21 protein-coding genes are annotated in these 24,260 nt (G+C 62.7%); 8 read left to right on the forward strand and 13 right to left on the reverse strand.

What is annotated here, in order from left to right; all coding sequences use genetic code 11:
* Window positions 1–271: 271 nt before the first annotated feature.
* From AB1N67_RS15755 to AB1N67_RS15770, 4 genes are read right to left on the reverse strand one after another with little or no spacing between them, the layout of a single operon-like run.
* Window positions 272–1,591, reverse strand: a complete 1,320-nt coding sequence (locus AB1N67_RS15755; protein WP_043213977.1) for a sensor histidine kinase — start codon at window positions 1,589–1,591, stop codon at window positions 272–274.
* Window positions 1,588–2,256 carry a response regulator transcription factor gene (locus tag AB1N67_RS15760; RefSeq protein ID WP_070574033.1) on the reverse strand — a complete coding sequence of 223 codons (669 nt, stop codon included), beginning with the start codon at window positions 2,254–2,256 and terminating at the stop codon, window positions 1,588–1,590. The genes AB1N67_RS15755 and AB1N67_RS15760 overlap by 4 nt, the downstream gene beginning before the upstream one ends.
* Window positions 2,257–2,571 (reverse strand): PepSY domain-containing protein, encoded by a 315-nt coding sequence (locus AB1N67_RS15765; protein ID WP_090346855.1) that lies wholly within the window; start codon window positions 2,569–2,571, stop codon window positions 2,257–2,259. It lies immediately after the preceding gene.
* Window positions 2,571–2,879 carry a PepSY domain-containing protein gene (locus AB1N67_RS15770; protein WP_043213984.1) on the reverse strand — a complete coding sequence of 103 codons (309 nt, stop codon included), beginning with the start codon at window positions 2,877–2,879 and terminating at the stop codon, window positions 2,571–2,573. The genes AB1N67_RS15765 and AB1N67_RS15770 overlap by 1 nt, the downstream gene beginning before the upstream one ends.
* Window positions 2,880–3,107: 228 nt before the next feature.
* Between AB1N67_RS15770 and AB1N67_RS15775 the strand changes: the two genes are divergently transcribed.
* Entirely contained in the window at window positions 3,108–4,187 is a 1,080-nt protein-coding gene (locus tag AB1N67_RS15775; protein WP_043213988.1) for a hypothetical protein, read from the forward strand.
* 52 nt (window positions 4,188–4,239) lie between these two features.
* Entirely contained in the window at window positions 4,240–4,596 is a 357-nt protein-coding gene (gene queD / locus AB1N67_RS15780) for a 6-carboxytetrahydropterin synthase QueD (RefSeq protein ID WP_043213989.1), read from the forward strand.
* Between the two features lie 48 nt (window positions 4,597–4,644).
* Here the strand turns inward: queD and AB1N67_RS15785 are convergent, their stop codons facing one another.
* Window positions 4,645–5,112: a DUF1289 domain-containing protein gene (locus tag AB1N67_RS15785; RefSeq protein ID WP_043213991.1), complete on the reverse strand. Its 468-nt coding sequence runs from the start codon at window positions 5,110–5,112 to the stop codon at window positions 4,645–4,647.
* Window positions 5,113–5,518: 406 nt separating this feature from the next.
* On the opposite strand from AB1N67_RS15785, the gene acnB reads away from it, so the two are divergent.
* Window positions 5,519–8,128, forward strand: coding sequence for a bifunctional aconitate hydratase 2/2-methylisocitrate dehydratase (acnB, locus tag AB1N67_RS15790; protein WP_043213992.1), 2,610 nt, complete (start codon window positions 5,519–5,521; stop codon window positions 8,126–8,128).
* 157 nt (window positions 8,129–8,285) lie between these two features.
* On the opposite strand, the gene prpD is transcribed toward acnB, so the two are convergent.
* The 6 genes from prpD to AB1N67_RS15820 form a co-directional block, all read right to left on the reverse strand.
* Complete coding sequence (gene prpD, locus AB1N67_RS15795; RefSeq protein WP_367863183.1) at window positions 8,286–9,770, reverse strand: 2-methylcitrate dehydratase; 1,485 nt, start codon at window positions 9,768–9,770, stop codon at window positions 8,286–8,288.
* A 69-nt stretch (window positions 9,771–9,839) separates the two neighbouring features.
* The gene (gene prpF / locus AB1N67_RS15800) at window positions 9,840–11,030 is read right to left on the reverse strand and encodes a 2-methylaconitate cis-trans isomerase PrpF (protein ID WP_043213997.1); all 1,191 of its coding nucleotides are present in this window, start codon (window positions 11,028–11,030) and stop codon (window positions 9,840–9,842) included.
* A 130-nt stretch (window positions 11,031–11,160) separates the two neighbouring features.
* Window positions 11,161–13,749, reverse strand: coding sequence for a Fe/S-dependent 2-methylisocitrate dehydratase AcnD (gene acnD / locus AB1N67_RS15805; RefSeq protein WP_043213999.1), 2,589 nt, complete (start codon window positions 13,747–13,749; stop codon window positions 11,161–11,163).
* A gap of 96 nt (window positions 13,750–13,845) precedes the next feature.
* Complete coding sequence (gene prpC / locus AB1N67_RS15810; protein WP_043214001.1) at window positions 13,846–14,973, reverse strand: 2-methylcitrate synthase; 1,128 nt, start codon at window positions 14,971–14,973, stop codon at window positions 13,846–13,848.
* Window positions 14,974–15,159: 186 nt separating this feature from the next.
* On the reverse strand, window positions 15,160–16,050 hold the full coding sequence (prpB, locus tag AB1N67_RS15815; RefSeq protein ID WP_043214002.1) for a methylisocitrate lyase: 891 nt from the start codon (window positions 16,048–16,050) through the stop codon (window positions 15,160–15,162).
* Window positions 16,047–16,763, reverse strand: coding sequence for a GntR family transcriptional regulator (locus AB1N67_RS15820; protein WP_090346858.1), 717 nt, complete (start codon window positions 16,761–16,763; stop codon window positions 16,047–16,049). The genes prpB and AB1N67_RS15820 overlap by 4 nt, the downstream gene beginning before the upstream one ends.
* A 295-nt stretch (window positions 16,764–17,058) precedes the next feature.
* Here AB1N67_RS15820 and AB1N67_RS15825 point away from each other — a divergent pair, with 295 nt between their 5' ends.
* From AB1N67_RS15825 to AB1N67_RS15845, 5 genes are all read left to right on the forward strand, one after another.
* Window positions 17,059–17,595 carry an ATP-dependent zinc protease gene (locus AB1N67_RS15825; RefSeq protein ID WP_043214007.1) on the forward strand — a complete coding sequence of 179 codons (537 nt, stop codon included), beginning with the start codon at window positions 17,059–17,061 and terminating at the stop codon, window positions 17,593–17,595.
* Between the two features lie 5 nt (window positions 17,596–17,600).
* The gene (locus AB1N67_RS15830; RefSeq protein ID WP_043214010.1) at window positions 17,601–19,133 is read left to right on the forward strand and encodes an inactive transglutaminase family protein; all 1,533 of its coding nucleotides are present in this window, start codon (window positions 17,601–17,603) and stop codon (window positions 19,131–19,133) included.
* Window positions 19,133–20,113 carry an alpha-L-glutamate ligase-like protein gene (locus AB1N67_RS15835; RefSeq protein WP_043214012.1) on the forward strand — a complete coding sequence of 327 codons (981 nt, stop codon included), beginning with the start codon at window positions 19,133–19,135 and terminating at the stop codon, window positions 20,111–20,113. The genes AB1N67_RS15830 and AB1N67_RS15835 overlap by 1 nt, the downstream gene beginning before the upstream one ends.
* Before the next feature lie 192 nt (window positions 20,114–20,305).
* Window positions 20,306–21,649 (forward strand): aminodeoxychorismate synthase component I, encoded by a 1,344-nt coding sequence (gene pabB, locus AB1N67_RS15840; protein WP_090346859.1) that lies wholly within the window; start codon window positions 20,306–20,308, stop codon window positions 21,647–21,649.
* Window positions 21,650–21,775: 126 nt separating this feature from the next.
* Window positions 21,776–22,510, forward strand: a complete 735-nt coding sequence (locus AB1N67_RS15845) for a phosphoadenylyl-sulfate reductase (protein WP_043214017.1) — start codon at window positions 21,776–21,778, stop codon at window positions 22,508–22,510.
* 84 nt (window positions 22,511–22,594) lie between these two features.
* Here the strand turns inward: AB1N67_RS15845 and cysB are convergent, their stop codons facing one another.
* Window positions 22,595–23,569, reverse strand: coding sequence for an HTH-type transcriptional regulator CysB (gene cysB / locus AB1N67_RS15850; protein ID WP_027593928.1), 975 nt, complete (start codon window positions 23,567–23,569; stop codon window positions 22,595–22,597).
* A gap of 127 nt (window positions 23,570–23,696) precedes the next feature.
* Window positions 23,697–24,194 (reverse strand): universal stress protein, encoded by a 498-nt coding sequence (locus AB1N67_RS15855; protein ID WP_043215810.1) that lies wholly within the window; start codon window positions 24,192–24,194, stop codon window positions 23,697–23,699.
* Window positions 24,195–24,260 lie beyond the last annotated feature (66 nt).

Genomic DNA, 24,260 nt, shown 5'->3' on the forward strand with positions numbered 1-24,260 from the left:
CAATGCAATAGCTTAATGGCTCCGTCCCTGGAGATGGAAACACGAAGTTTCATCGCGGCGATTGTGCCGGGTGTGATAGCAAGCGGGCCAATTCAAAAAAGTGCCGCTGTACTGCAATTTTTTTGCAGTGCCAGGCGTTACGGTGGCCTCGTGGAAGTGGATTTACCGGCCAATACAGGGCTGACGGTGGTCCTCATGGGCGCTGGCGAAGCCTGCGATGGGCCGTGGCAGGCCCCACAGTGAACCAATCGAGGTGCTGCCCGTGGCGCCTTCAACGCCCCTTGCGCGGCAGCGCGATACTCACCCGCAAACCGCCCAACGGGCTTTCCAGCAGCGCCAACGTCCCGCCCCAAGCCTCGACGATATCGCGCACGATACCCAGGCCCAGGCCATGCCCATCGACCTGCTCATCCAAGCGCGAGCCCCGCTCCAGAACCTGCAGACGCGCGGCTTCGGGAATGCCAGGGCCGTCATCGTCGACCCACAGCTGATAACCCTCGACCGTCGGCGCGATACCCAGGCGCACCTCGCTGTCGGCCCATTTGCAGGCGTTGTCCAGCAGGTTGCCGAGCAGTTCCAGTAGATCCTCGCGGTCCCATGGCAACAACAGTCCCGGTGGCACGTCGCGTTCAAGCAGCAGCCCTTCGCCATGGATCATGCCCAGGGTGCCGAGCAAGCCCGGCAGCTCGGTGTCACAGTCGAACTGCGCACCGGGCAGCGCGTCGCCGGCCAGACGCGCACGGTTGAGTTCACGGGCCAGGCGTTGCTGGATCTGCTCGAGTTGCTCGCGCAGTTGCTCACGTACGTCCGGCAAGCCCTTCAGGCGTTCACTGGCCGCCAGGCTCAGCAGGACCGCCAGCGGCGTCTTCAGGGCATGGCCGAGATTACCCAAGGCGTTACGCGAGCGGCGCAGGCTGTCCTCGGTGTGCGCCAGCAGGTGGTTGATCTGGTCCACCAAAGGTTGCAGCTCACTGGGCACTTGGGCATCGAGCTGGGAGCGCTGGCCTTGCTGCAACTGAGCGATCTGCTGGCGTGCCCGCTCCAGCGGGCGTAGCGAGCGGGTCACGGTCAGGCGCTGCAGCACCAGCACCAACACCAACGCCACCAGCCCCATGCCAAGACCGATCTGTTGCATGCGCCTGAAGCCCTCGCGCACCGGGGAGTAATCCTGGGCCACGCTGATCGAGATGTCCTGGCCCAGGCGTCGGTAGTCTGCACGCAGGGTCAACAATTGCTGACCCTCCGGCCCTAGCTCAAGGCCATCCTCGAGCCCCGCAGCCGCAGGCTTGGGCATGTCCAAGTCCCATAGCGAGCGTGAGCGCCACGTGCCTTGGTCGAAGTCGATGCGAAAGTAATAGCCCGAAAAAGGGCGCTGATAGGCCGCCGATATGCGTCGCTCGTCCAGCTGCAGCCCTGACGGCCCGCGCACCAGGGCCACCAGCAGGTTTTCGCTCTCCTTGCGCAGGCCGGCCTCCAGGTAACGCTGCAAGCCGACCTCGAACAGCCACAGACTCAGCTGGGCCAGGACCAGGCCGACCACCACCAGCACGGCCACCAGACCCAGGCTCAAGCGTGCCTGGATCGACCTCACGCCGCGCTCCCGGCATACACGTAACCCTGGCCGCGGCGGGTCTCGATCACGCTGCGACCCAGCTTGCGACGCAGGTGGTTGACATGCACTTCCAGCACGTTGGAGTCGCGCTCGGTCTCGCCGTCATACAGGTGCTCGGCCAAGTGACTCTTGGACAACACCTGTTGCGGGTGCAGCATGAAGTAGCGCAACAAGCGAAACTCCGCAGCAGTCAGTTGAATGTCGACACCTTCGCGGATCACACATTGACGGCCTTCATCCAGGTGCAGGCCAGCGGCCTCCAGCGTCGGCTGATTGGCCAGCCCCCGGGCACGACGCAACAACGACTGGATACGCAGTTGCAGCTCCTCGGGGTGGAAAGGTTTGGTCAGATAGTCATCGGCGCCGGCCTTGAGCCCTTCGATACGTTCAGCCCAGGAGCCGCGCGCGGTGAGGATCAGCACCGGCGTGGCCAGGTTGGCGGTGCGCCACTGGCTCAGTACCTCGAGCCCCGGCAGGCCGGGCAGCCCCAGGTCAAGGATGATCAGATCGTAAGGTTCGCTCTGGCCCTGGTACACCGCGTCACGGCCATCGGCCAGCCAGTCCACGGCATACCCCTGGCGCTGCAAGCCGGCGATCAATTCGTCGGCCAGGGGGACATTGTCCTCGACAAGCAGCAGGCGCATTCAGTCGTCTTCCTCGTCTTTGAGCAGCTCACCGGTGCGGGCATCGAGCTTGATCTCCCGGACCACGCCGGCCGGGGTCAGCAACTCGACCTCGTAGGCGTATCGGTCATGTTTCTCTTCGAGCTCCGCCTCCAGCAAACGCGCCCCGGGATAACGTCCCAGGGCGGATTCGAGCAGGTGTTCCAATGGCAGGATGATGCCCTTCTGACGCAGTTCGAGGGCTTCATCCTGGTCCAGATCTCTAGCACCGGCCAGCGAACAGGCGGCCATCAGGGCCAAGGCCAGGTAGCGCGCCGTTCGCGGTAGATCACTCATCAGTTGTCTCGTTCGTCCTTGAGGACTTCACCGGTCTTGGCGTCCAGGTCCACGTCCCATTCGACGTTCTGGGTGTCGCGCAGCTCGACTTTGTAGATGTAGCGGCCGTACTCGTTCTCAAGCTCGGAGTCGGTCACGGTGGCACCCGGGTGCTTGGCTACGGCGGCAGCCTTGAGCTCGTCCAGGGACTTGATGGTCTTGGCATTGACCAGCTTCACCACTTCATCGGGCTGAACGTCCTTGGCGAAGGCAGCATTGGCACCGAAAGCGAGGGCGGCGGCAGTGAACAGGGCAGTCAAAGTTTTCATGGGTTCTCTCTCCATCGAGATCAGCAAGTTGTCTACGGGGTTAAGATTACCCCGCGGTCCTTAATCCAACCTGAAAACAGCTGGCCGCATGATAGCGCAGCTTTGTCTCCCATTTCGCGGGTAAACCCGCTCCCGCAGACCACACCTGTGGGCGCGTGCTTGCCTGCGAAAAGGCCGATACAGAAAATCCCCTTTATAATCACCCGCTTGTTGCCTGCGAGATCTGTCATGAGCGCCATCCATATCAAGTACCCCGCCCTGACCTTCAAGGCAGGCCAACGCGCCTTGCGCCAGATCCGCGAGCGCGGCCTGCGGGCAGCCGATGTGGGCGTATTGCCAGGCGCCGCTGGTGGCCCCAAGCCACTGGGCATCCAAGGGCTGGACCTGGCGCTGTTTGGTGAGTGGCTGCCCTCGGCCCCGCGCCAACGCGCACTGATCGGTGCCTCGATCGGTGCCTGGCGCTTCGCCAGTGCTTGCCTGAGCGACCCCGTCGATGGCCTGCGCCGCCTGGGTGAGTTGTACACCGAGCAAAATTTTGCCAAAGGCGTGACGCCGACCGAAGTCAGCCAGAGCTGCACGCGCATGCTCGATGAACTGCTGCAAGGCCGCGATGGGCAGATACTCGCCAACCCGCATTACCGCCTGAACATCATGGTGGTCAAAAGCCACGGCCTGCTCGCCGACGACCATCGCGCTCGCCTGGGCATGGGGTTGTCCTCGGTGATCGCCAACAACCTGCTGGGCCGCTCGCGCCTGGCGCGGCACTTCGAGCGGGTCATCCTGCACGACGGGCGTGCCGCGCCGCCGCTGGACGCCCTGACCGATTTCCCGTCGCGCTGCCTGCCACTGGACCTGGCCAACTTGCGCCAAGCCCTGCTCGCCTCAGGCTCGATCCCCATGGTGATGGAAGGCGTACGTGACATTCCCGGCGCAGGCGCCGGCACCTACCGCGACGGCGGCCTGCTCGACTATCACCTGGACCTGCCCTACCAGGGCGACGACCTTGTGCTCTACCCGCACTTCACTGACAAAGTGGTGCCCGGCTGGTTCGATAAAGCCTTGCCTTGGCGCCGCGGCGATGCCACGCGTCTGCAGAACGTGCTGCTGATGACGCCATCGCCCCAGTACCTGGCCGCTCTGCCCTACGGCAAGCTGCCAGACCGCAACGACTTCAAACGCTTCATGGACGATGCACCTGCGCGAAAGCGTTACTGGTACAAGGCCATTGCCGAGAGCCGGCGCCTGGGCGACGAACTGCTGGAGCTGATCACCACCGGGCGGCTGCATGAACAGCTGCAAGCCTTGTAACGGGCATGCTGATAAACTGCATGCCAGCATTGTTTTCAAGAGTCTCTAAAGCGTGGAAATCTTCAAAGAATTTACTTTCGAATCGGCCCACCGCCTGCCCAACGTTCCCGCCGGGCATAAGTGCGGTCGCCTGCACGGCCATTCGTTCAAGGTCGGTCTGCACCTGACCGGGCCGCTCGACCCTCACACCGGCTGGATCCGCGACTTCGCCGAGATCAAGGCGATCTTCAAGCCGATCTACGAACAGTTGGATCACAACTACCTGAACGACATTCCAGGCCTGGAGAACCCCACCAGCGAAGTGATCGCCAAGTGGATCTGGGACCAGGTCAAGCCCCTGCTGCCGGAGCTGTCGAAGGTCCGCATCCATGAAACCTGCACCAGCGGCTGCGAATACAGCGGCGACTGAGTTCGCTGGACGGGCGCCTGCGCGGCGCCCCTGCTCGCGGTCGGCGGGCTAACCCAGCGCCTGCTTGAGAAAGGACGGCGCGATGTAGCGTTGGTAGTGCGCTTCGGAAAGCAAGAAAAACTCCCGGTCAATGGCATCGCGCAACTGCGGCAGCTCCCAGTCGCGAAACTCTGGCAGCAAGGCCATGCCGTAGGCTTCCAGGTCCCGGATCATGCGCGCGCCGCGGGCGATCAACTGATAGGCCCAGCAATACTCGGACTGGTGCGCCAGAAAACGAATCGAACGTTGCTCCAGTTGCTGGCGCAGGCGTTGTTTGTCGAACACTTCCAGCTTGGCCATCATCACCTGCACCAGCAATTGCTCCAGGCGCTGCCAGACGGCACGTTTTTCGTCCTCGTCGTAGCCGTTCCAGTGGATCACTTCATGATGAAAGCGCTTGCAACCCCGGCATACCAGGTCGCCATAGACCGTGGAACAGAGCCCTACGCAAGGGGTTTTGATGGAGTGGTTGGACATGTACAGACAACAGCCTGGCGGTGGAACACCCGTCAATGTTAGCCCTTTGTCTAAGCAGGGTCACTCGTTAAAGTCGTATGCGCCGCCTTACGTTCGCCCTTTTTTTCCCGTAGAATCACACCGCCTTTTCAAGGCACCAATGTCCGTTGGAAGCTGTTTTCAAAGCGTCACGAGCACAGTTCATCCGGTAGAACGGCGTTGGCCGGGGCATGCCACCGTGCATGGCCCGCGCCAGCCCTCATCAGCTCACCGTTCTACAGGCGTAAAACTTTGAAAGCAGCTTCTGTAAGGATTCTCTGCGACCCTGGCTGGGCGGCCCACAAAGCCGTGATTGCGCATGGGTGCAAAGAATGCTGGATGAGCGTCCCGGACTCCCCTTTAGGGACCACTGATGAGGGTAATAACTGTGCTTGAAGCCTACCGCAAACACATCGAAGAGCGTGCCGCCCTGGGCATCGTGCCCCAGCCGCTTAACGCCGAACAAACTGCAGGCCTGGTCGAGCTGCTGAAAAACCCGCCGGCCGGCGAAGAAGCCTTCCTCGTAGACCTGATCACCCACCGCGTTCCCCCAGGAGTCGACGAAGCCGCCTACGTCAAGGCCGCTTTCCTCTCCGCCATCGCCAAGGGCGAAGCCAAATCCCCGCTGATCGACCGCAAGCATGCCACCGAGCTGCTGGGCACCATGCAGGGCGGCTACAACATCGAGACGCTGGTCGCGCTGCTGGATGACGCCGAACTGGGCGCCGTCGCGGCCGAACAGCTCAAGCACACCCTGCTGATGTTCGATGCCTTCCACGATGTGGCTGAAAAAGCCAAGGCCGGCAACGCTCACGCCAAAGCCGTCCTGGAATCCTGGGCTGCCGGCGAATGGTTCACCGCCCGCCCGGCCATCGCCGACAAGTACACCCTGACCGTGTTCAAGGTGCCTGGCGAAACCAACACCGACGACCTGTCCCCTGCCCCGGACGCCTGGTCGCGCCCTGACATCCCACTGCACGCCCTTGCCATGCTGAAGATGGCCCGTGACGGCATCGAGCCGCAGCAGCCTGGCTCGGTCGGCCCACTGGCCCAGATCGAAGCGGTCAAGGCCAAGGGCTTCCCGGTCGCCTATGTCGGTGACGTGGTCGGTACCGGTTCCTCGCGTAAATCGGCCACCAACTCGGTGCTGTGGTTCTTCGGCGACGACATCCCGTACGTGCCGAACAAGCGCGCCGGCGGCTTCTGCTTCGGCACCAAGATCGCCCCGATCTTCTACAACACCATGGAAGACGCCGGCGCCCTGCCGATCGAATTCGACTGCACCAACCTGGCCATGGGCGACGTCATCGACGTCTATCCGTTCAAAGGTGAAGTACGCCGCCATGGCAGCGACGAGCTGGTCACCACCTTCGAGCTGAAAACCGAAGTCCTGCTGGATGAAGTCCGCGCTGGCGGCCGTATCCCGCTGATCGTCGGCCGTGGCCTGACCGAGAAAGCCCGTGCCGAACTGGGCCTGGGCGCTTCGGATCTGTTCAAGAAGCCAGAGCAGCCTGCCGACACCGGCAAGGGCTTCACCCTGGCGCAGAAGATGGTCGGCCGCGCTTGCGGTCTGCCAGAAGGCCAGGGCGTGCGTCCAGGTGCCTACTGCGAGCCGAAGATGACCACCGTCGGTTCCCAGGACACCACCGGCCCGATGACCCGCGACGAGCTCAAAGACCTCGCCTGCCTGGGCTTCTCCGCCGATCTGGTCATGCAGTCGTTCTGCCACACCGCGGCCTATCCGAAGCCGATCGACGTCAACACCCACCACACCCTGCCGGATTTCATCCGTACCCGTGGCGGCGTGTCCCTGCGTCCAGGCGACGGCATCATCCACAGCTGGCTGAACCGCATGCTGCTGCCTGACACCGTCGGCACCGGTGGCGACTCGCACACCCGCTTCCCGATCGGCATTTCCTTCCCGGCCGGTTCCGGCCTGGTCGCCTTCGCCGCTGCCACCGGCGTCATGCCGCTGGACATGCCAGAGTCGGTACTGGTTCGCTTCAAGGGCAAGCTGCAGCCTGGCATCACCCTGCGTGACCTGGTCCACGCCATCCCTTACTACGCCATCCAGCAGGGCCTGCTGACTGTCGAGAAGAAGGGCAAGAAGAACATCTTCTCCGGTCGCATCCTGGAGATCGAAGGCCTCAATGAGCTGACCGTCGAACAAGCCTTCGAGCTGTCCGACGCCTCGGCCGAGCGTTCCGCCGCCGGTTGCACCATCAAGCTGCCGGAAGAGTCGATCGCCGAGTACCTGAAGTCCAACATCACCCTGCTGCGCTGGATGATCAGCGAAGGCTACGGTGATGCCCGTACCCTGGAGCGCCGCGCCCAGGCGATGGAAGCCTGGCTGGCCAAGCCTCAGCTGCTGTCCGCCGATGCCGACGCCGAGTACGCTGCGGTCATCGAGATCGACCTGGCCGACGTCAAGGAGCCTGTGCTCTGCGCGCCGAACGACCCGGACGACGCCCGTCTGCTGTCGACCGTCGCCGGCGACAAGATCGACGAAGTGTTCATCGGTTCGTGCATGACCAACATCGGTCACTTCCGCGCTGCCGGCAAGCTGCTGGACAAGGTCAAGGGTGGCATTCCAACCCGTCTGTGGCTGGCCCCGCCAACCAAGATGGACGCCCACCAGCTGACCGAGGAAGGCTACTACGGCATCTACGGCAAAGCCGGTGCGCGCATGGAAATGCCAGGCTGCTCGCTGTGCATGGGTAACCAGGCACGTGTACAGACCGGTTCGACCGTGGTCTCCACCTCGACCCGTAACTTCCCGAACCGTCTGGGCGACGCCACCAACGTCTACCTGGCTTCGGCCGAGCTGGCCGCAGTTGCCTCGATCCTCGGCAAGCTGCCGACCGTTGAAGAGTACCTGCAGTACGCCAAGGACATCGACAGCATGGCTGCCGACGTCTACCGCTACCTGAGCTTCGACCAAATCGCCGAGTTCCGCGAAGCGGCGGCCAACGCCAAGATCCCAGTGGTCCAGGCGTAATGAGCGGCAAGCTGTAAGCTACAAGCTGTAATAAGAAGCCCCGGCAGAGATGCCGGGGCTTTTTTGTGGGCCTTGCATTGACTGCCCTGGACGCCTGGCAGGCACAAGCAGATGGAACAACGTGCGGGTTTACCCGCGAGAGGCTGGCAAGGCGCGCTCACATCACAAAGAGATCGACAAACCGCTGCACCGCTGTGCCTTCCAGCCTCGCCTGATCCTTGCACAAGGCAAAGATCTCATCACAGCGCTGACGCACGAACCGCGTCGCCAGGTTCTCCCTGAACTTGGCCTCCAACAGCGGTATGCCCTCCCCGCGCCGCCGCCGATGGCCGATCGGGTACTCCACCACCACCTGGGCGGTATGGGTCCCGTCCTTGAAAAACACCTGCAGCCCATTGGCAATGGAGCGCTTGTCCGCCTCCAGGTATTCCCGGCTGAAGCGCGGCTCCTCGACCACTTCCATCTTCTCGCGCAAGCGATCGATGCTGGGGTGGGCAGCATGGAATGCGTCCTCGTAGTGCTCAGCTACCAGGTTGCCGAAGATCAGCGGTACTGCAGTCATGTATTGCAGGCAGTGGTCACGATCGGCCGCATTGGCCAAGGGGCCGACCTTGGAGATGATGCGGATCGCCGACTCGTTGGTGGTGATGACGATGCGATCGACTTCGTGCAGGCGATTGCGCACCTGCGGGTGCAGCGTCACGGCAGCCTCACAGGCCGTCTGCGCGTGGAATTCGGCCGGGAAGCTGATCTTGAACAGCACGTTCTCCATGACATAAGTGCCGAACGCTTGAGGGAGACGCAACGTGCGCTGGTCGACGGGCTTGAGCGCCAAGTCCTTGTTGGTATGGCTGAACGAGACATCGTAAAAGCCCCACTGCGACGCCGTGAGTACGCCCGGTACGCCCATCTCGCCACGCATGGCGATATCGGCCAGGCGAACTCCCCGACTGGACGCATCGCCCGCCGCCCACGACTTGCGCGAGCCGGCATTGGGCGCATGACGGTACGTCCGCAGCGCCTGGCCATCGACGAAGGCATGGGACAAGGCCGAGAGCAATTGCGCCCGATTGGCGCCCATCAGTTTGGCGCACACTGCCGTGGAGGCAACCTTGACCAGTACCACGTGATCGAGGCCGACGCGATTGAAGGCGTTTTCCAAGGCCAGCACCCCCTGGATCTCGTGTGCCATGACCATGGCTTCGAGCACCGTTCGCATGGTCAGCGGCGATTCACCGTTGGCCACGCGTTTTTGCGAAAGGTGGTCGGCAACCGCAAGGATGCCGCCCAGGTTATCGGAGGGATGGGCCCATTCGGCGGCCAGCCAGGTGTCGTTGTAATCCAGCCAACGCACGGTACAGCCGATGTCCCAGGCAGCCTTGACCGGGTCCAGCCGGTAGGTCGTACCGGGCACCCTTGCGCCATGAGGGACCACGGTGCCCTCCACCAGCGGGCCGAGGTGCTTGGTGCATTCAGGAAAGCGCAGCGCCAGCAAGCCACAGCCCAGGGTGTCCATCAGACAGTTGCGGGCGGTATCCAGGGCTTCGACCGACTCGACCTGGTAGTGGAGTACGTAGTCGGCGATGGTCTGCAGGACCCGGTCGTAGTCCGGGCGGTCGTTGAGGTCTACGTTGGCGCTCATTGTCTGCTCCCTTGAATAGGGGGCCGCAGCGCAGCCCCTTCTCAACGCAAGCCGAGCGCCAACGACGTGCTAGAAGCTATCGCCAGGCACGCGCACCCAGCCTTCCATCAACACGCGAGCACTGCGGCTCATGATCGCTTTGGTCACGGTCCATTCACCGTCCACCTTGCGCGCCTCGGCCCCAACCCGCAAGGTGCCAGAGGGATGACCGAACCGCACAGCGCTGCGCTCGCCGCCGCCAGCGGCGAGATTGACCAGCGTGCCCGGAATCGCCGCGGCAGTGCCAATCGCCACCGCTGCAGTCCCCATCATGGCGTGGTGCAGCTTGCCCATCGACAGCGCGCGCACCAGCAGGTCGACATCGCCCGCCTCGACAGGCTTACCGCTGGACGCGGTGTACGACACCGGCGGCGCGACGAAGGCGACCTTCGGCGTGTGCTGGCGCCCCACCGCCTGGTCGACATGCTCGATCAGCCCCATGCGCACTGCGCCATAGGCGCGGAGTGTCTCGAAGCGCATCAGCGCGGCAGAATCGCCGTTGATGGCATCCTGCAGCTCGGTGCCGGTGTAACCGATATCGGCAGCATTGACGAAGATGGTCGGGATCCCGGCATTGATCAAGGTCGCCTTTAAGGTCCCGACACCCGGTACCTCCAGATCATCGACCAGATTGCCGGTGGGGAACATCGAACCACCGCCGCCCTCCTCGTCGGCAGCCGGATCGAGGAACTCCAGCTGCACCTCGGCGGCCGGGAAGGTCACGCCGTCGAGCTCGAAATCACCAGTCTCCTGCACCTCGCCGTCAGTGATCGGCACATGGGCGATGATGGTCTTACCGATGTTGGCCTGCCAGATGCGCACGGTGGCGATGCCGTTGCGCGGAATGCGCGCCGTATCCACCAGGCCTGCGCTGATGGCGAAGGAACCGACAGCGGCCGACAGGTTGCCGCAATTGCCGCTCCAGTCGACGAACGCCTTGTCGATGGAGACCTGGCCGAACAGGTAGTCGACGTCATGCTCAGGGCGAGTGCTGCGCGCGAGGATGACCGTCTTGCTGGTGCTGGAAGTGGCGCCGCCCATGCCGTCGATCTGCTTGCCGTAGGGGTCGGGGCTACCGATCACCCGCAGCAGCAGCGCGTCGCGCGCCGGGCCCGGTTGCTGGGCGCGCTCGGGCAGGTCTTGCAGACGGAAGAACACGCCTTTGCTGGTGCCGCCACGGATGTACGTTGCGGGAATCTTGACTTGCGGTACATGTGCCATGTTCGAATTCCTGTTTGCACGCCCCTGTGAGAGCACGTTTACTCGCCAAAGCGTGAGCACGGGCAACAGTGTTGCCTGATCGAACGCTTCGCGGGCAAACCCGCTCCCACAAGGACCGTGCTGCTCCTGTTTAGGCGGTCGCTTCCAGGAAGTCCTGGGCAAAGCGCTGCAGCACACCACCCGCCTCGTAGATCGACACTTCCTCGGCGGTATCCAGACGGCAGGTCACCGGCACCTCGAGGCGCTCGCCGTTACGACGGGTCACCACCAGGGTCAGGGTCGCACGCGGGGTACGCGCGCCAAGCACGTCATAGGTCTCGCTGCCATCCAGGTCCAGGGTCTTGCGGTTGGTGCCCGGCAGGAACTCCAGCGGCAACACGCCCATACCCACCAGGTTGGTGCGGTGGATGCGCTCGAAGCCTTCGGCGACGATCGCCTCGACCCCGGCCAGCCGCACGCCCTTGGCCGCCCAGTCACGGGATGAGCCCTGGCCGTAGTCGGCGCCGGCAACGATGATCAACGGCTGCTTGCGCTCCATGTAGGTCTCGATGGCTTCCCACATGCGGGTCACCTTGCCTTCCGGCTCGATGCGCGCCAGCGAACCCTGTTTCACGCTGCCGTCTTCCTTGCGCACCATCTCGTTGAACAGCTTGGGGTTGGCGAAGGTGGCGCGCTGGGCGGTCAGGTGATCACCGCGGTGGGTGGCGTAGGAGTTGAAGTCCTCTTCCGGCAGGCCCATTTTCGCCAGGTACTCACCCGCAGCGCTGTCGAGCATGATGGCGTTGGACGGCGACAGGTGGTCGGTGGTGATGTTGTCCGGCAGCAGCGCCAGCGGGCGCATGCCACGCAGCGTACGCTCGCCAGCCAGGGCACCTTCCCAGTACGGCGGGCGACGGATGTAGGTGCTCATTGGACGCCAGTCGTACAGCGGCGCAACCTTCGGCCCGGTGTCCTGCTCGATGGCGAACATCGGGATGTACACCTTGCGGAACTGCTCCGGCTTGACCGCTGCCTGGACCACGGCGTCGATTTCCGCATCGCTCGGCCAGATATCCTTCAGACGGATTTCCTTGCCATCGACCACACCCAGCACATCCTTCTCGATGTCGAAGCGGATGGTGCCGGCGATGGCGTAGGCCACGACCAGGGGCGGCGAAGCCAGGAACGCCTGCTTGGCATACGGGTGGATGCGCCCATCGAAGTTGCGGTTGCCGGACAGCACGGCGGTGGCATACAGGTCGCGGTCGATGATTTCCTGCTGGATCTTGGGGTCCAGCGCACCGGACATGCCGTTGCAGGTAGTGCAGGCGAAGGCGACGATGCCAAAGCCCAGTTGCTCCAGCTCCTTCTCCAGCCCGGCTTCTTCCAGGTACAGCTGCACGGCCTTGGAGCCTGGCGCCAAGGAGGACTTGACCCACGGCTTGCGGGTCAGGCCCAGCTTGTTGGCATTGCGCGCCAGCAGGCCTGCAGCGATCACATTGCGCGGGTTGCTGGTGTTGGTGCAGCTGGTGATGGCAGCGATGATCACCGCACCGTCTGGCATCTGCCCGGGGACTTGCTCCCAGGCACCGGCGATCCCCTTGGCGGCCAGGTCGCTGGTCGCGACGCGGGCGTGGGGGTTGGACGGGCCAGCCATGTTGCGCACCACGCTCGAGAGATCAAAGCTCAGGACACGCTCGTATTCGGCCTTGGCCAGGCTGTCGGCCCACAGGCCGGCGGTCTTGGCATAGGTTTCCACCAGCCTGACCTGTTGCTCTTCACGGCCGGTCAGCTTGAGGTAATCGATGGTCTGTTGGTCGATGGCGAACATCGCCGCCGTCGCGCCGTACTCCGGCGCCATGTTGGAAATGGTGGCGCGATCCCCCAGGGTCAGGGCGCGGGCACCTTCACCATGGAACTCCAGGTAGGCACCGACCACCTTCTGCTTGCGCAGGAATTCGGTCAGCGCCAGGACCAGGTCGGTGGCGGTGATGTTCGGTTGCAGCTTGCCGGTCAGTTCGACGCCGACGATTTCCGGCAGGCGCATCCAGGAGGCGCGGCCGAGCATGACGTTCTCGGCTTCCAGGCCACCGACGCCGATGGCGATCACGCCCAGCGCATCGACGTGCGGAGTATGGCTGTCGGTGCCGACACAGGTGTCCGGGTAGGCCACGCCATGATCGTTGTGGATGACCGGGGACATCTTCTCCAGGTTGATCTGGTGCATGATGCCGTTGCCCGGCTGGATCACATCGACGTTCTTGAACGCCTTCTTGGTCCAGTTGATGAAGTGGAAACGGTCTTCGTTGCGGCGATCTTCGATGGCGCGGTTCTTTTCGAATGCCTGCGGGTCGAAACCACCGCATTCCACCGCCAGGGAGTGGTCGACGATCAATTGCACCGGCACCACCGGGTTGACCTGGGCCGGGTCACCGCCTTTTTCGGCGATGGCATCACGCAGGCCCGCCAGGTCGACCAGGGCGGTCTGTCCGAGAATGTCGTGGCAGACCACGCGCGCCGGGAACCATGGGAAGTCCAGATCGCGCTTGCGCTCGATCAACTGCTCCAGGGAAGCGTTGAGGGTAGCCGGATCGCAACGGCGCACCAGGTTCTCGGCGAGCACGCGGGAAGTGTACGGCAGGCCATCGTAGGCGCCGGGCTTGATCGCCTCGACGGCCGCGCGGGCGTCGAAGTAGTCCAGGTCGGTGCCTGGCAGGTTCTTGCGAAATGCGGTGTTCATATCGTTATCAGGCTCGGTCACGGTTTACCTAAGCGGGCACCACCCCTGCAGGAGCGGGCTTGCTCCTCTCCTGCAGGGAACGCGGAGCGCTCTGTTTCAACGCTGCTCGATGGGCACGAACTTGCGTTGCTCGACGCCAACGTACTCGGCACTCGGACGGATGATGCGGTTGTTGGCGCGCTGTTCGAAGACGTGCGCAGCCCAGCCGGTCAGGCGCGAGCAGACGAAGATCGGAGTGAACAGCTTGGTCGGGATGCCCATGAAGTGGTACGCCGAGGCATGGTAGAAGTCGGCGTTGGGGAACAGGCGCTTCTGCTCCCACATGGTCTTGTCGATCGCTTCGGAGACCGGGTACAGCACGGTGTCACCCACTTCATCGGCCAACTGCTTCGACCAGCCCTTGATGACCTCGTTGCGCGGATCGGACTCTTTGTAGATCGCATGGCCAAAGCCCATGATCTTGTCCTTGCGCTCAAGCATGCGCAGCAGCTCGGCAACGGCCTCCTGCGGGCTCTGGAAGCGCTCGATCAGCTCCATGGCCGCTTCGTTCGCGCCGCCGTGCAGCGGGCCGCGCAGCGAACCGATGGCTGCAGTGATGCACGAATACAGGTCCGACAGGGTCGAGGCGCAGACACGGGCGGTGAAGGTCGAGGCGTTGAACTCGTGCTCGGCGTAGAGAATGAGCGAGACATTCATCACCTTGACGTGCAGCTCGCTCGGCTTCTTGCCATGCAGCAGGTGCAGGAAGTGGCCGCCCAGGGTGTCTTCGTCGCTGGTGCAATCGATGCGTACGCCATGGTGGGTGAAGCGGTACCAGTAGCACATGATCGCCGGGAAGACGGCCAGCAGGCGGTCGGTCTTCTCGCGCTGGGCCTCGAAGGTCAGTTCAGGCTCCAAGGTGCCCAGTACCGAGCAGCCGGTGCGCATCACGTCCATCGGGTGGGCGTCGCGGGGGATGCGTTCGAGCACTTCCTTGAGGGCCTGGGGCAGCTCGCGCAGGCCTTTGAGCTTGCGTTTGTAATCAGCCAGCTCTGCCTTGGTCGGCAGCTCGCCGTACAGCAGCAGGTAGGCGACTTCTTCGAATTCGGCACCGGCCGCCAGATCGCGGACATCGTAGCCACGGTAGGTCAGGCCGGCACCGGCCTGGCCAACGGTCGACAGCGCGGTCTGGCCGGCCACCTGGCCACGCAGGCCTGCGCCACTGAGTACTTTTGCTTCGGCCATGGTGTGTTCTCCTTTCTTGAATTTGTTATCGAAATCTTGCTGGCTAATTCGGTTGCCTGTGCCGGCCTCATTCGTGGGGTGAAACCCACTCCTGCAGGTCCGGCGCATCATCGAGCATCAGCGAAAACCCTGTGGGAGCGGTCTTACCTGCGAACCGGCCGCTCACTCCTGCACAGCCTCGAACCTTCAGCCTTTCTTCTGGGCGAACAGCGCATCGAGGCTTTGCTCGAAAGCGTGATAGCCGATGGCATCGTAGAGCTCCATGCGCGTTTGCATGGTGTCGACAACGTTCTTCTGGGTACCGTCGCGGCGCAGTGCGGTATAGACGTTCTCGGCTGCCTTGTTCATGGCCCGGAAGGCCGACAGCGGGTACAGCACCAGCGAGACATCGACCGAGGCCAGCTCTTCGGTGGTGTACAGCGGCGTGGCGCCAAATTCGGTGATGTTGGCCAGGATCGGCGCCTTCACGCGGTCAGCGAAGGTCTTGTACATCGAAAGCTCGGTGATCGCCTCGGGGAAGATCATGTCGGCACCGGCCTCGATGCAGGCGGCGGCGCGGTCCAGGGCGGCGTTCAGGCCTTCGACGGCCAGAGCGTCGGTACGAGCCATGATCACGAAGCTGTCATCGGTGCGGGCATCCACCGCGGCCTTGATGCGGTCGACCATTTCCTGCTGCGTGACGATTTCCTTGTTCGGGCGGTGGCCGCAGCGCTTGGCACCGACCTGGTCCTCGATATGAATGGCCGCCGCGCCGAACTTGATCATCGAGCGCACGGTACGGGCCACGTTGAAAGCCGATGCACCGAAACCGGTGTCGACATCCACCAGCAACGGCAGGTCGCACACATCGGTGATCCGGCGCACGTCGGTCAGCACATCATCCAGGCCGCTGATGCCCAGGTCAGGCAGGCCCAGGGAGCCCGCCGCGACACCGCCGCCGGAGAGGTAGATGGCCTTGAAGCCGGCACGCTTGGCCAGCAGGGCATGATTGGCATTGATGGTCCCGACCACCTGCAACGGATGTTCGGCGGCAACCGCGTCACGGAAACGCTGGCCGGGCGTGCTCTTCAAAGTCATGACTCACCTCGTGGGCTATTGTTGTCGGCGCCTTGGTAGTGACGCTCGATGTTGCGCTTGGATGCGCCGATGTGGCGACGCATCAGGAGTTCGGCCAGCTCGCCGTCACGGTCGGCAATGGCATCGAGAATGCGATGGTGTTCGGCGAACGCCTGGCGTGGACGATTGGGCGTGGCGGAAAACTGGATGCGGTACATGCGCACCAGCTGGTACAGCTCGCCGCAGAGCATCTTGACCAGGGTCTGGTTGCCGCTGCCCTGGATGATCCGGTAGTGGAAGTCAAAATCGCCTTCCTGCTGGTAGTAGCCGACGCCGGCCTGGAACGCCGCGTCGCGCTCGTGGGTGTCCAGTACCCGGCGCAACTCATCGATCTCGACTAGGCTCATACGCTCGGCAGCCAAACGACAAGCCATGCCTTCAAGCGATTCACGGATTTCGTACAGCTCGATGAGTTCGGCGTGATTGAGCGACACCACCCGGGCGCCGACATGCGGAACCCGAACCAGCAAGCGCTGGCCTTCCAGACGGTGAATGGCCTCGCGCAACGGGCCACGGCTTATCCCATAGGTGCGAGCCAGTTCCGGTTCGGAGATCTTGCTGCCCGGGGCGATCTCGCCTTTGACGATGGCCGCCTGGATACGCCGGAAGACGTTCTCCGAGAGCGTTTCCGACTCATCCGACGCAGACAGGAGCGCTTGGCTTGCATCCAACATATTGTCGACACCTTGCGTTTCAATAGCGCCAAAGCTAGCTAAACGGAGCAATGGAGTCAAAGACAAAATCAATATTGTCGACAATCGTCTAAGAACGAACTTACCCGATACACCTGCTGTCAGATCGCGGCGCGCTGGCGTCCAACTGTCGGCGTGATAGAATGCCGCGCCTCCCAAGGGAGTATGGATAGTGTGTCTGCCAACCTTTTCAGCGTGTTGACAGATGAACGAGGAAGCTTGCGCAGTACTTGCCAGTCGCCTTGCCCCGAACCCGCACAGCACCGCGCCAGGATTTATGAGACTTACACCCGCTTCATTGCTGTTCTGCCTCGCCCTGCTGCCGGCCCTTGGCCAGGCGGGAGAAAAGACCGTGTACGGCCTGAATGAATATGCACGCCTTTCCGATCTTGATCTGGAGGTGGCGGCCAAACTCGACACCGGCGCCAAGACCGCGTCCCTGAGTGCCCGAGACATCAAGCGCTTCAAGCGCAACGGCGAAAGCTGGGTACGTTTCTACCTGGCCATCGATGCTGCCCATTCGCATCCGATCGAGCGTCCCTTGGCCCGCGTCAGCAAGATCAAGCGCCGGGCAGGCGACTACAACCCCGACGAAGGCAAGGCCTACACCGCCCGCCCGGTCATCGAACTGGATATCTGCATGGGTCAGGCCAGGCGCACCATCGAGGTCAACCTCACCGACCGCAGTGCCTTCCAGTTCCCGTTGCTCATTGGTTCCGAGGCGCTCAAGCACTTTGACGCGCTGGTCGACCCAAGCCTTAAATACGCGGCCGGCAAACCTGCCTGCGCCACCAAAGCTCCCACCGCAGAGTAATTCCGATGCGCTCTCTTACCCTTCACCTGAAAGTCCTGATCACCGTCCTGGTGCTCCTGGGCGTGCTGGTCACGGCCTATCAGATCTTCATCCTTGGCATCCCGGTGACCGAGGATGAAACCGACGATTTGTGGAACATCGACGCCAAGGTCGAGTTCGTCGCCAACTCGAAGGACCCGGTCAAGGTGCAGATGTTCGTGCCCCCCCTGAACCGTGACTATGTCAGCCTCAACGAGAGCTTCATCTCCAACAACTATGGGGTGAGCGTCAACCGCGCCGACGGCAACCGCAAGGTGACCTGGTCGGCCCGCCGAGCCAGCGGCAACCAGACCCTTTACTACCGCCTGGTGCTGACCAAGCGCTACAGCAACGAGAAGACCACGGTCAAAGGCCCGACCTTCCGCGACAGCCTGGCGGTCGAAGGCCCTGAGAAGATCGCCGCTGAAGCGCTGATGGCACCGATCCGCCAGCATTCGGCCGATGTCGAGACCTTCGTCAGCGAGACCATCAAGCGGGTCAACAACCTCAACGACGACAACGTCAAGCTGCTGCTGGCCGGCGATACCTCGTCGATGAAGAAAGCCCAAGTCATCGACCTGCTGCTGTCCATCGCCCACGTGCCGATGGAGAAAGTCCACACCATCCGCCTGGTTGCCGACACCCCGCAAACACCCGAACTGTGGCTGCGCAGCTTCAACGGCAACGACTGGCTGTACTTCAATCCCGATACCGGCGAACAGGGTCTGCCCAGCGATCGCCTGCTGTGGTGGACCGGTGATGACAACCTGATCACCGTCGATGGCGGCAAGAAAGCCAACGTCACCTTCAGCATGAACAACAGCGAGATGAACGCCATCCGCCTGGCCAAGCTGACCGACGAGAACACCGACGCCGACTTCCTGGAATACTCCTTGTACGGCCTGCCCCTGCAGACCCAGCAGACCTTCATGATCATGGTGATGATCCCGATCGGTGTGCTGGTGATCCTGGTGCTGCGCAACCTGATCGGCATCCAGACCCTCGGCACCTTCACCCCGGTCCTGATCGCCCTGGCCTTCCGCGAAACCCAGCTGGGCTTTGGCATCATGCTGTTCACGGTGATCACCGCCCTGGGTCTGTCGCTGCGCTCGTACCTTGAACACCTGAAGCTGCAGATGCTCCCGCGCCTGTCGGTGGTGCTGACCTTCGTCGTGGTCCTGATCGCCGCCATCAGCCTGTTCAGTCACAAGCTGGGTCTGGAACGCGGCCTCTCGGTGGCCCTGTTCCCAATGGTGATCCTGACCATGACCATCGAACGCCTGTCGATCACCTGGGAAGAGCGTGGCGGCGGCCATGCCATGAAGGTGGCCATCGGCACCCTGTTCGCTGCTTCGCTGGCGCATCTGCTGATGATGGTGCCGGAGCTGGTGTACTTCGTCTTCACCTTCCCGGCCGTACTGCTGATCCTGGTGGGCTTCATGCTGGCGATGGGTCGCTACCGCGGCTACCGCCTGACCGAGCTCGTTCGCTTCAAGGCTTTCGTGAAGGCTGACGCCTGATGTTCGGACTGATCAAGACCTGGAAAGCCCTGGAGGCCCGGGGCATCATGGGTATCAACCGGCGCAACGCGGACTACGTCCTGAAGTACAACAAGCGCCACCTGTACCCGATCGTCGACGACAAGATCATCACCAAGGAGCGTGCGATCAAGGCCGGCATCCATGTGCCGGAGATGTACGGCATCATCGAGACCGAAAAGCAGATCGAGAAACTCGACCAGATCATCGGCAACCGCAACGATTTCGTCATCAAACCGGCCCAGGGGGCCGGTGGTGACGGCATCATGGTGATCGCCGACCGCTTCGAGGACCGTTACCGCACGGTGTCGGGCAAGATCATCAGCCACGAGGAGATCGAGCATCAGATCTCCAGCATCCTCACCGGGCTCTATTCGCTCGGAGGGCACCGCGACCGCGCGCTGATCGAGTATCGAGTCACCCCGGACCAGATCTTCAAGAGCATCAGCTATGAAGGGGTGCCGGACATTCGCATCATCGTGCTGATGGGCTACCCGGTGATGGCCATGCTGCGCCTGCCCACCCGCCAGTCCGGCGGCAAGGCCAACCTGCACCAGGGTGCGATCGGCGTGGGCGTGGACCTGGCCACCGGCCTGACCCTGCGTGGCACTTGGCTGAACAAGATCATCAGCAAGCACCCGGACACCACCAACGCGGTGGATGGTGTGCAGTTGCCGAACTGGGATGGCTTCATGAAGCTGGCAGCCAGCTGCTACGAACTGTGCGGCCTGGGCTACATCGGGGTCGACATGGTCCTGGACCAGGACAAAGGCCCGCTGATTCTCGAGCTCAACGCCCGCCCGGGTCTGAATATCCAGATCGCCAACGACTGCGGCCTGACCCAGCGCACCCACGCCATCGAGGCGCACCTGGAAGCGCTGGCCAAAGACGGCGTGAAGGAAACCGCCGAGCAACGCGTACGCGTGTCCCAAGGCCTCTTCGGGCACGTTCACCCGCAATAAACCCAGGGCTGCCCTGCAGCCCATCGTAGGCTTCGCCGGCCCCCACAGTGCAAGCGCTTTTACTGTGGGAGCCGGCTCAGTCGCGAACGAGCCTAGCCTCGCCATCTGCCATCTTCTCCGCCCGACAGCTTTGCGCTTCTCCCACAGGCGAATACAATCCCCCTCCTCGCTTTGTCATCGCCGTCCACTCTGATGCCAACCTGTACGCTTCACCCCCTGCCCTATCAGATCGACCCCGCTGTCCATTTCGCCCGCCTGCGTCAGGCGCCGGGCGCGATCCTGCTCGACAGTGCCCGCCCCGGCGCCGAGCGTGGTCGCTTCGACCTGCTCAGCGCCTGGCCGTTGCAGCATTTGCAAGCCGAGGCGGGAGAAGATGGCCGAGCCTATCTGCAACGCCTTCGCGATGCTCTTGCTCATCTGGGTCACGCGACGTTGCCCGACGGCATCGAACTGCCGTTCGCCGGCGGCCTGATCGGCTACCTGAGCTACGATTTCGGTCGACGCCTGGAGCACTTACCCAGCCAGGCTAAGGATGACCTTGGCCTGCCGGACGCGCAGCTGGGCCTGTATGCCTGGGCCATGGTCAGTGATCATTTGCGCTGCACGACACACTTGGTGTTCCACCCCAGCCTCGAGGCCGGCGAACGCGCCCGCCTGATCGAGCTGTTCGAAACGCCTGAGGCCGATGAGGCAAGCGATTTCACTTTGCTCGCGCCGATGCGCGGTGACCTGCATCCTACGCAATACCGAGACGCGTTCGATCAGGTACAGGCGTACATTCAGGCAGGCGACTGCTACCAGATCAACCTGACTCAGCGTTTCCGCGCCCCCTGCCAAGGCGACCCGTGGCGGGCGTATCAGGCGCTGCGCAAGGCCTGCCCGACGCCGTTCTCCGGCTATCAGCAGCTGGCCGACGGCAGCGCCTTGCTGAGCTTCTCGCCGGAGCGCTTCATCCAGGTAAGCCAGGGCCAGGTTGAAACCCGGCCGATCAAAGGCACCCGCCCTCGCTCCGCCGATCCGCAGCAGGACGCACGCAACGCCGCCGAGCTGCAGAACAGCCCCAAGGATCGCTCGGAAAACCTGATGATCGTCGACCTGCTGCGCAACGACCTGGGGCGCACCTGCCAGATCGGCTCGGTCAAGGTGCCTGAGCTGTTCAGCCTGGAAAGCTACCCCAACGTCCACCACCTGGTCAGTAGCATCACCGGGCGCCTAGCCGCCGGCAAGGATGCCCTGGACCTGATCGGCGACAGCTTCCCCGGTGGCTCGATCACCGGCGCCCCGAAAATCCGCGCCATGCAGATCATCGACGAGCTCGAGCCGACGCGCCGCGCGCTGTACTGCGGCTCGCTGCTGTACGTGGACGTACGGGGCGAGATGGACAGTTCCATCGCCATTCGCAGCCTGTTGGTCAAGAAAGGTCAGGTCTGCTGCTGGGGCGGTGGCGCAGTGGTGGCCGACTCCGAATGGCAGGCCGAGTACGAAGAGTCCATCGCCAAGGTGCGGGTATTGATGGAAACCCTGCAAAGCTTGTGACCGTTGGCGCCTCTTCACGGGCCGAACCGCGAAGAGGCGCCTCAAGGCAAACGTCTACCTGCCATTTTTTGTTACCATCGGCTCACTACGAGCGCACAGCGCCACACACACGATGGAAACCGCCTGATGAGCCAACCCTTCGACGTCGCCGCCCTGGCCGCGACCTATGCCAGCAAGTCCCCCCAGGAGATCCTCAAGCTTGCCTTCGAGCACTTCGGCGATGACCTGTGGATTTCCTTCAGCGGCGCCGAGGATGTGGTGCTGGTCGACATGGCCTGGAAGCTGAACAAGCAGGTCAAGGTGTTCAGTCTCGACACTGGTCGCCTGCACCCGGAGACCTACCGCTTCATCGACCAGGTCCGCGAGCAGTACAACCTGCCGATCGAGATCCTCAGCCCCGACCGCGCCCTGCTCGACCCTTTCGTGAAGGAAAAAGGCCTGTTCAGCTTCTACAAGGACGGCCATGGCGAATGCTGCGGCATCCGTAAGATCGAGCCGCTGCGCCGCAAGCTGGCCACCGTGAGCGCGTGGGCAACCGGCCAGCGCCGCGATCAAAGTCCCGGCACTCGCAGCCAGGTGGCAGCACTGGAAATCGACACAGCGTTTTCCACACCCGAGCGCACCCTTTACAAGTTCAATCCCCTGGCGCAGATGACCAGCGAGGAAGTCTGGGGCTATATCCGCATGCTCGAGCTGCCCTACAACAGCCTGCATGAGCGCGGCTTCATCAGCATCGGCTGCGAGCCGTGCACACGCCCTGTGCTGCCCAACCAGCACGAACGTGAAGGTCGCTGGTGGTGGGAAGAGTCGACCCAGAAGGAATGCGGCCTGCACGCCGGCAACCTGATCACCAAGGCCTGACCCTACAAGCTCCAAGCTACAAGCCACAAGAAAAAAGCGGCCCTCATGAGGACCGCTTTTTTCTTGTGGCTTGTAGCTTGTAGCTCAATGCACCGGCAGCTCGACCCCTTCGAACAGCTCTTCGAGCTCCTGCTTGTTATGGCACTGGATGGCCTTGGCCATCACTTCGCGGGTCAGGTGCGGCGCGAATTTCTCGATGAAGTCGCACATGAAACCACGCAGGAAGGTGCCACGGCGGAAGCCGATCTTGGTGATGCTGGCCTCGAACAGTTCGCTGGCGTCCAGGGCCACAAGGTCGCTGTCGAGCTTGGTGTCCACAGCCATCTTGGCCACGATGCCCACGCCCAGCCCCAGGCGCACGTATGTCTTGATGACGTCGGCGTCGGCGGCGGTAAATACCACTTTCGGCGTCAAGCCACGGTGATTGAACGCCTCGTCCAGCTTGGAACGTCCGGTGAAACCGAACACGTAGGTCACGATCGGGTACTCGGCGACCGCTTCGAGGGTCAGCTTCGGCAGCTTGGTCAGCGGATGCCCCTGAGGCACCACCACGCAGCGGTTCCACTTGTAGCAAGGCATCATGATCAAATCGCCGAACAGCTCCAACGCCTCGGTGGCGATGGCGAAATCGACGGTGCCGTCGGCAGCCATCTCGGCGATCTGCATGGGCGAACCCTGATGCATGTGCAGGGCGACTTCAGGGTACTGCTTGATGAAACTGCTGATCACCGGCGGGAGCGCGTAGCGTGCCTGGGTATGGGTGGTGGCGATGGACAGGGTGCCCTTTTTCTCGTTGGAAAATTCCTGGGCGATCTGCTTGATGCTCTCGACCTTTCGCAGGATTTCACCGGCGGTATTGATGATGCGCTCACCGGCGGGAGTGACGCGTGTCAGATGCTTGCCGCTGCGGGCGAAGACCTCGACGCCGAGCTCGTCTTCGAGCAGACGGATCTGTTTGCTGATCCCGGGCTGGGAGGTATAGAGGCTCTGCGCTGTCGCGGAGACGTTGAGGTCATGGTGCGCTACTTCCCAGATATAGCGCAGTTGTTGAAGCTTCATAGGTTTCCCTCGGATCAGCGGTAGGTCACCGGCAGCAGGCAGCGATGAGATATAACTATATTAGTGGTTCCCGAAATAAAACTAGAACTATTTTGTTACGCGCCCTCGTTTTGACCTACCCCCTGTTTCAGCCTTTCCTACGCCCCAAATGCTGCGCCAACGGCACCATGTAGATCGGAACCGGGGACAGTTGCAGCAACCGCGCCGCAGTGCGGCCGATCGGCACATCCACCCCTGCTCCCTGGCTGTGACTGCCGAAAATCAGCAGATCGACGCTCAAGCGCTTAGCCTGCTCGATGATCACCTGGGCCGGATCCCCCTGACGCACCCTCACCGCCCGGATCAAGGCCAGGTCCGCTTCTTCACCTAGTTCGTCACGAAAGTTTTCCAACACCCGCTGCTCGATGTTGGCCATGACCGTATTCACACCCTCGCTGTGCAGCTCGTCCAGGGTCTGCTCGTCGAGGTAACTCTGGAGCAGGGACTCGGCGAACTGGCCCATGGGTTCCACCGCATGGATCACGTACAGCTCTGCGTTGAATGTCCGGGCCAGGGCCAAGGCGTGCTGCATGACAAAAGGCGCGTATACACCGAGGTCGGTGGCATACAGCATGGAATGAATCATTCGACCTCCTCGACTGCCGTTACGACAGAGCAAGGTTCAGCTTAGCAGCGCCGCGTACGACCGCTT

Source organism: Pseudomonas guariconensis (genome assembly GCF_040822035.1).
In the GTDB taxonomy this organism is placed as follows: Bacteria; Pseudomonadota; Gammaproteobacteria; order Pseudomonadales; family Pseudomonadaceae; genus Aquipseudomonas; species Aquipseudomonas guariconensis.

Coding starts and splice junctions, on each gene's coding strand:
- AB1N67_RS15825 (WP_043214007.1), top strand. CDS start 17,059: ATGAGACTTACACCCGCTTCATTGCTGTTCTGCCTCGCCCTGCTGCCG.
- acnD (WP_043213999.1), bottom strand. CDS start 13,749: ATGAACACCGCATTTCGCAAGAACCTGCCAGGCACCGACCTGGACTAC.
- AB1N67_RS15770 (WP_043213984.1), bottom strand. CDS start 2,879: ATGAAAACTTTGACTGCCCTGTTCACTGCCGCCGCCCTCGCTTTCGGT.
- prpF (WP_043213997.1), bottom strand. CDS start 11,030: ATGGCACATGTACCGCAAGTCAAGATTCCCGCAACGTACATCCGTGGC.
- prpD (WP_367863183.1), bottom strand. CDS start 9,770: ATGAGCGCCAACGTAGACCTCAACGACCGCCCGGACTACGACCGGGTC.
- AB1N67_RS15835 (WP_043214012.1), top strand. CDS start 19,133: ATGTTCGGACTGATCAAGACCTGGAAAGCCCTGGAGGCCCGGGGCATC.
- AB1N67_RS15830 (WP_043214010.1), top strand. CDS start 17,601: ATGCGCTCTCTTACCCTTCACCTGAAAGTCCTGATCACCGTCCTGGTG.
- cysB (WP_027593928.1), bottom strand. CDS start 23,569: ATGAAGCTTCAACAACTGCGCTATATCTGGGAAGTAGCGCACCATGAC.
- AB1N67_RS15785 (WP_043213991.1), bottom strand. CDS start 5,112: ATGTCCAACCACTCCATCAAAACCCCTTGCGTAGGGCTCTGTTCCACG.
- prpC (WP_043214001.1), bottom strand. CDS start 14,973: ATGGCCGAAGCAAAAGTACTCAGTGGCGCAGGCCTGCGTGGCCAGGTG.
- AB1N67_RS15765 (WP_090346855.1), bottom strand. CDS start 2,571: ATGAGTGATCTACCGCGAACGGCGCGCTACCTGGCCTTGGCCCTGATG.
- pabB (WP_090346859.1), top strand. CDS start 20,306: ATGCCAACCTGTACGCTTCACCCCCTGCCCTATCAGATCGACCCCGCT.
- AB1N67_RS15845 (WP_043214017.1), top strand. CDS start 21,776: ATGAGCCAACCCTTCGACGTCGCCGCCCTGGCCGCGACCTATGCCAGC.
- AB1N67_RS15855 (WP_043215810.1), bottom strand. CDS start 24,194: ATGATTCATTCCATGCTGTATGCCACCGACCTCGGTGTATACGCGCCT.
- prpB (WP_043214002.1), bottom strand. CDS start 16,050: ATGACTTTGAAGAGCACGCCCGGCCAGCGTTTCCGTGACGCGGTTGCC.
- AB1N67_RS15760 (WP_070574033.1), bottom strand. CDS start 2,256: ATGCGCCTGCTGCTTGTCGAGGACAATGTCCCCCTGGCCGACGAATTG.
- AB1N67_RS15820 (WP_090346858.1), bottom strand. CDS start 16,763: ATGTTGGATGCAAGCCAAGCGCTCCTGTCTGCGTCGGATGAGTCGGAA.
- AB1N67_RS15775 (WP_043213988.1), top strand. CDS start 3,108: ATGAGCGCCATCCATATCAAGTACCCCGCCCTGACCTTCAAGGCAGGC.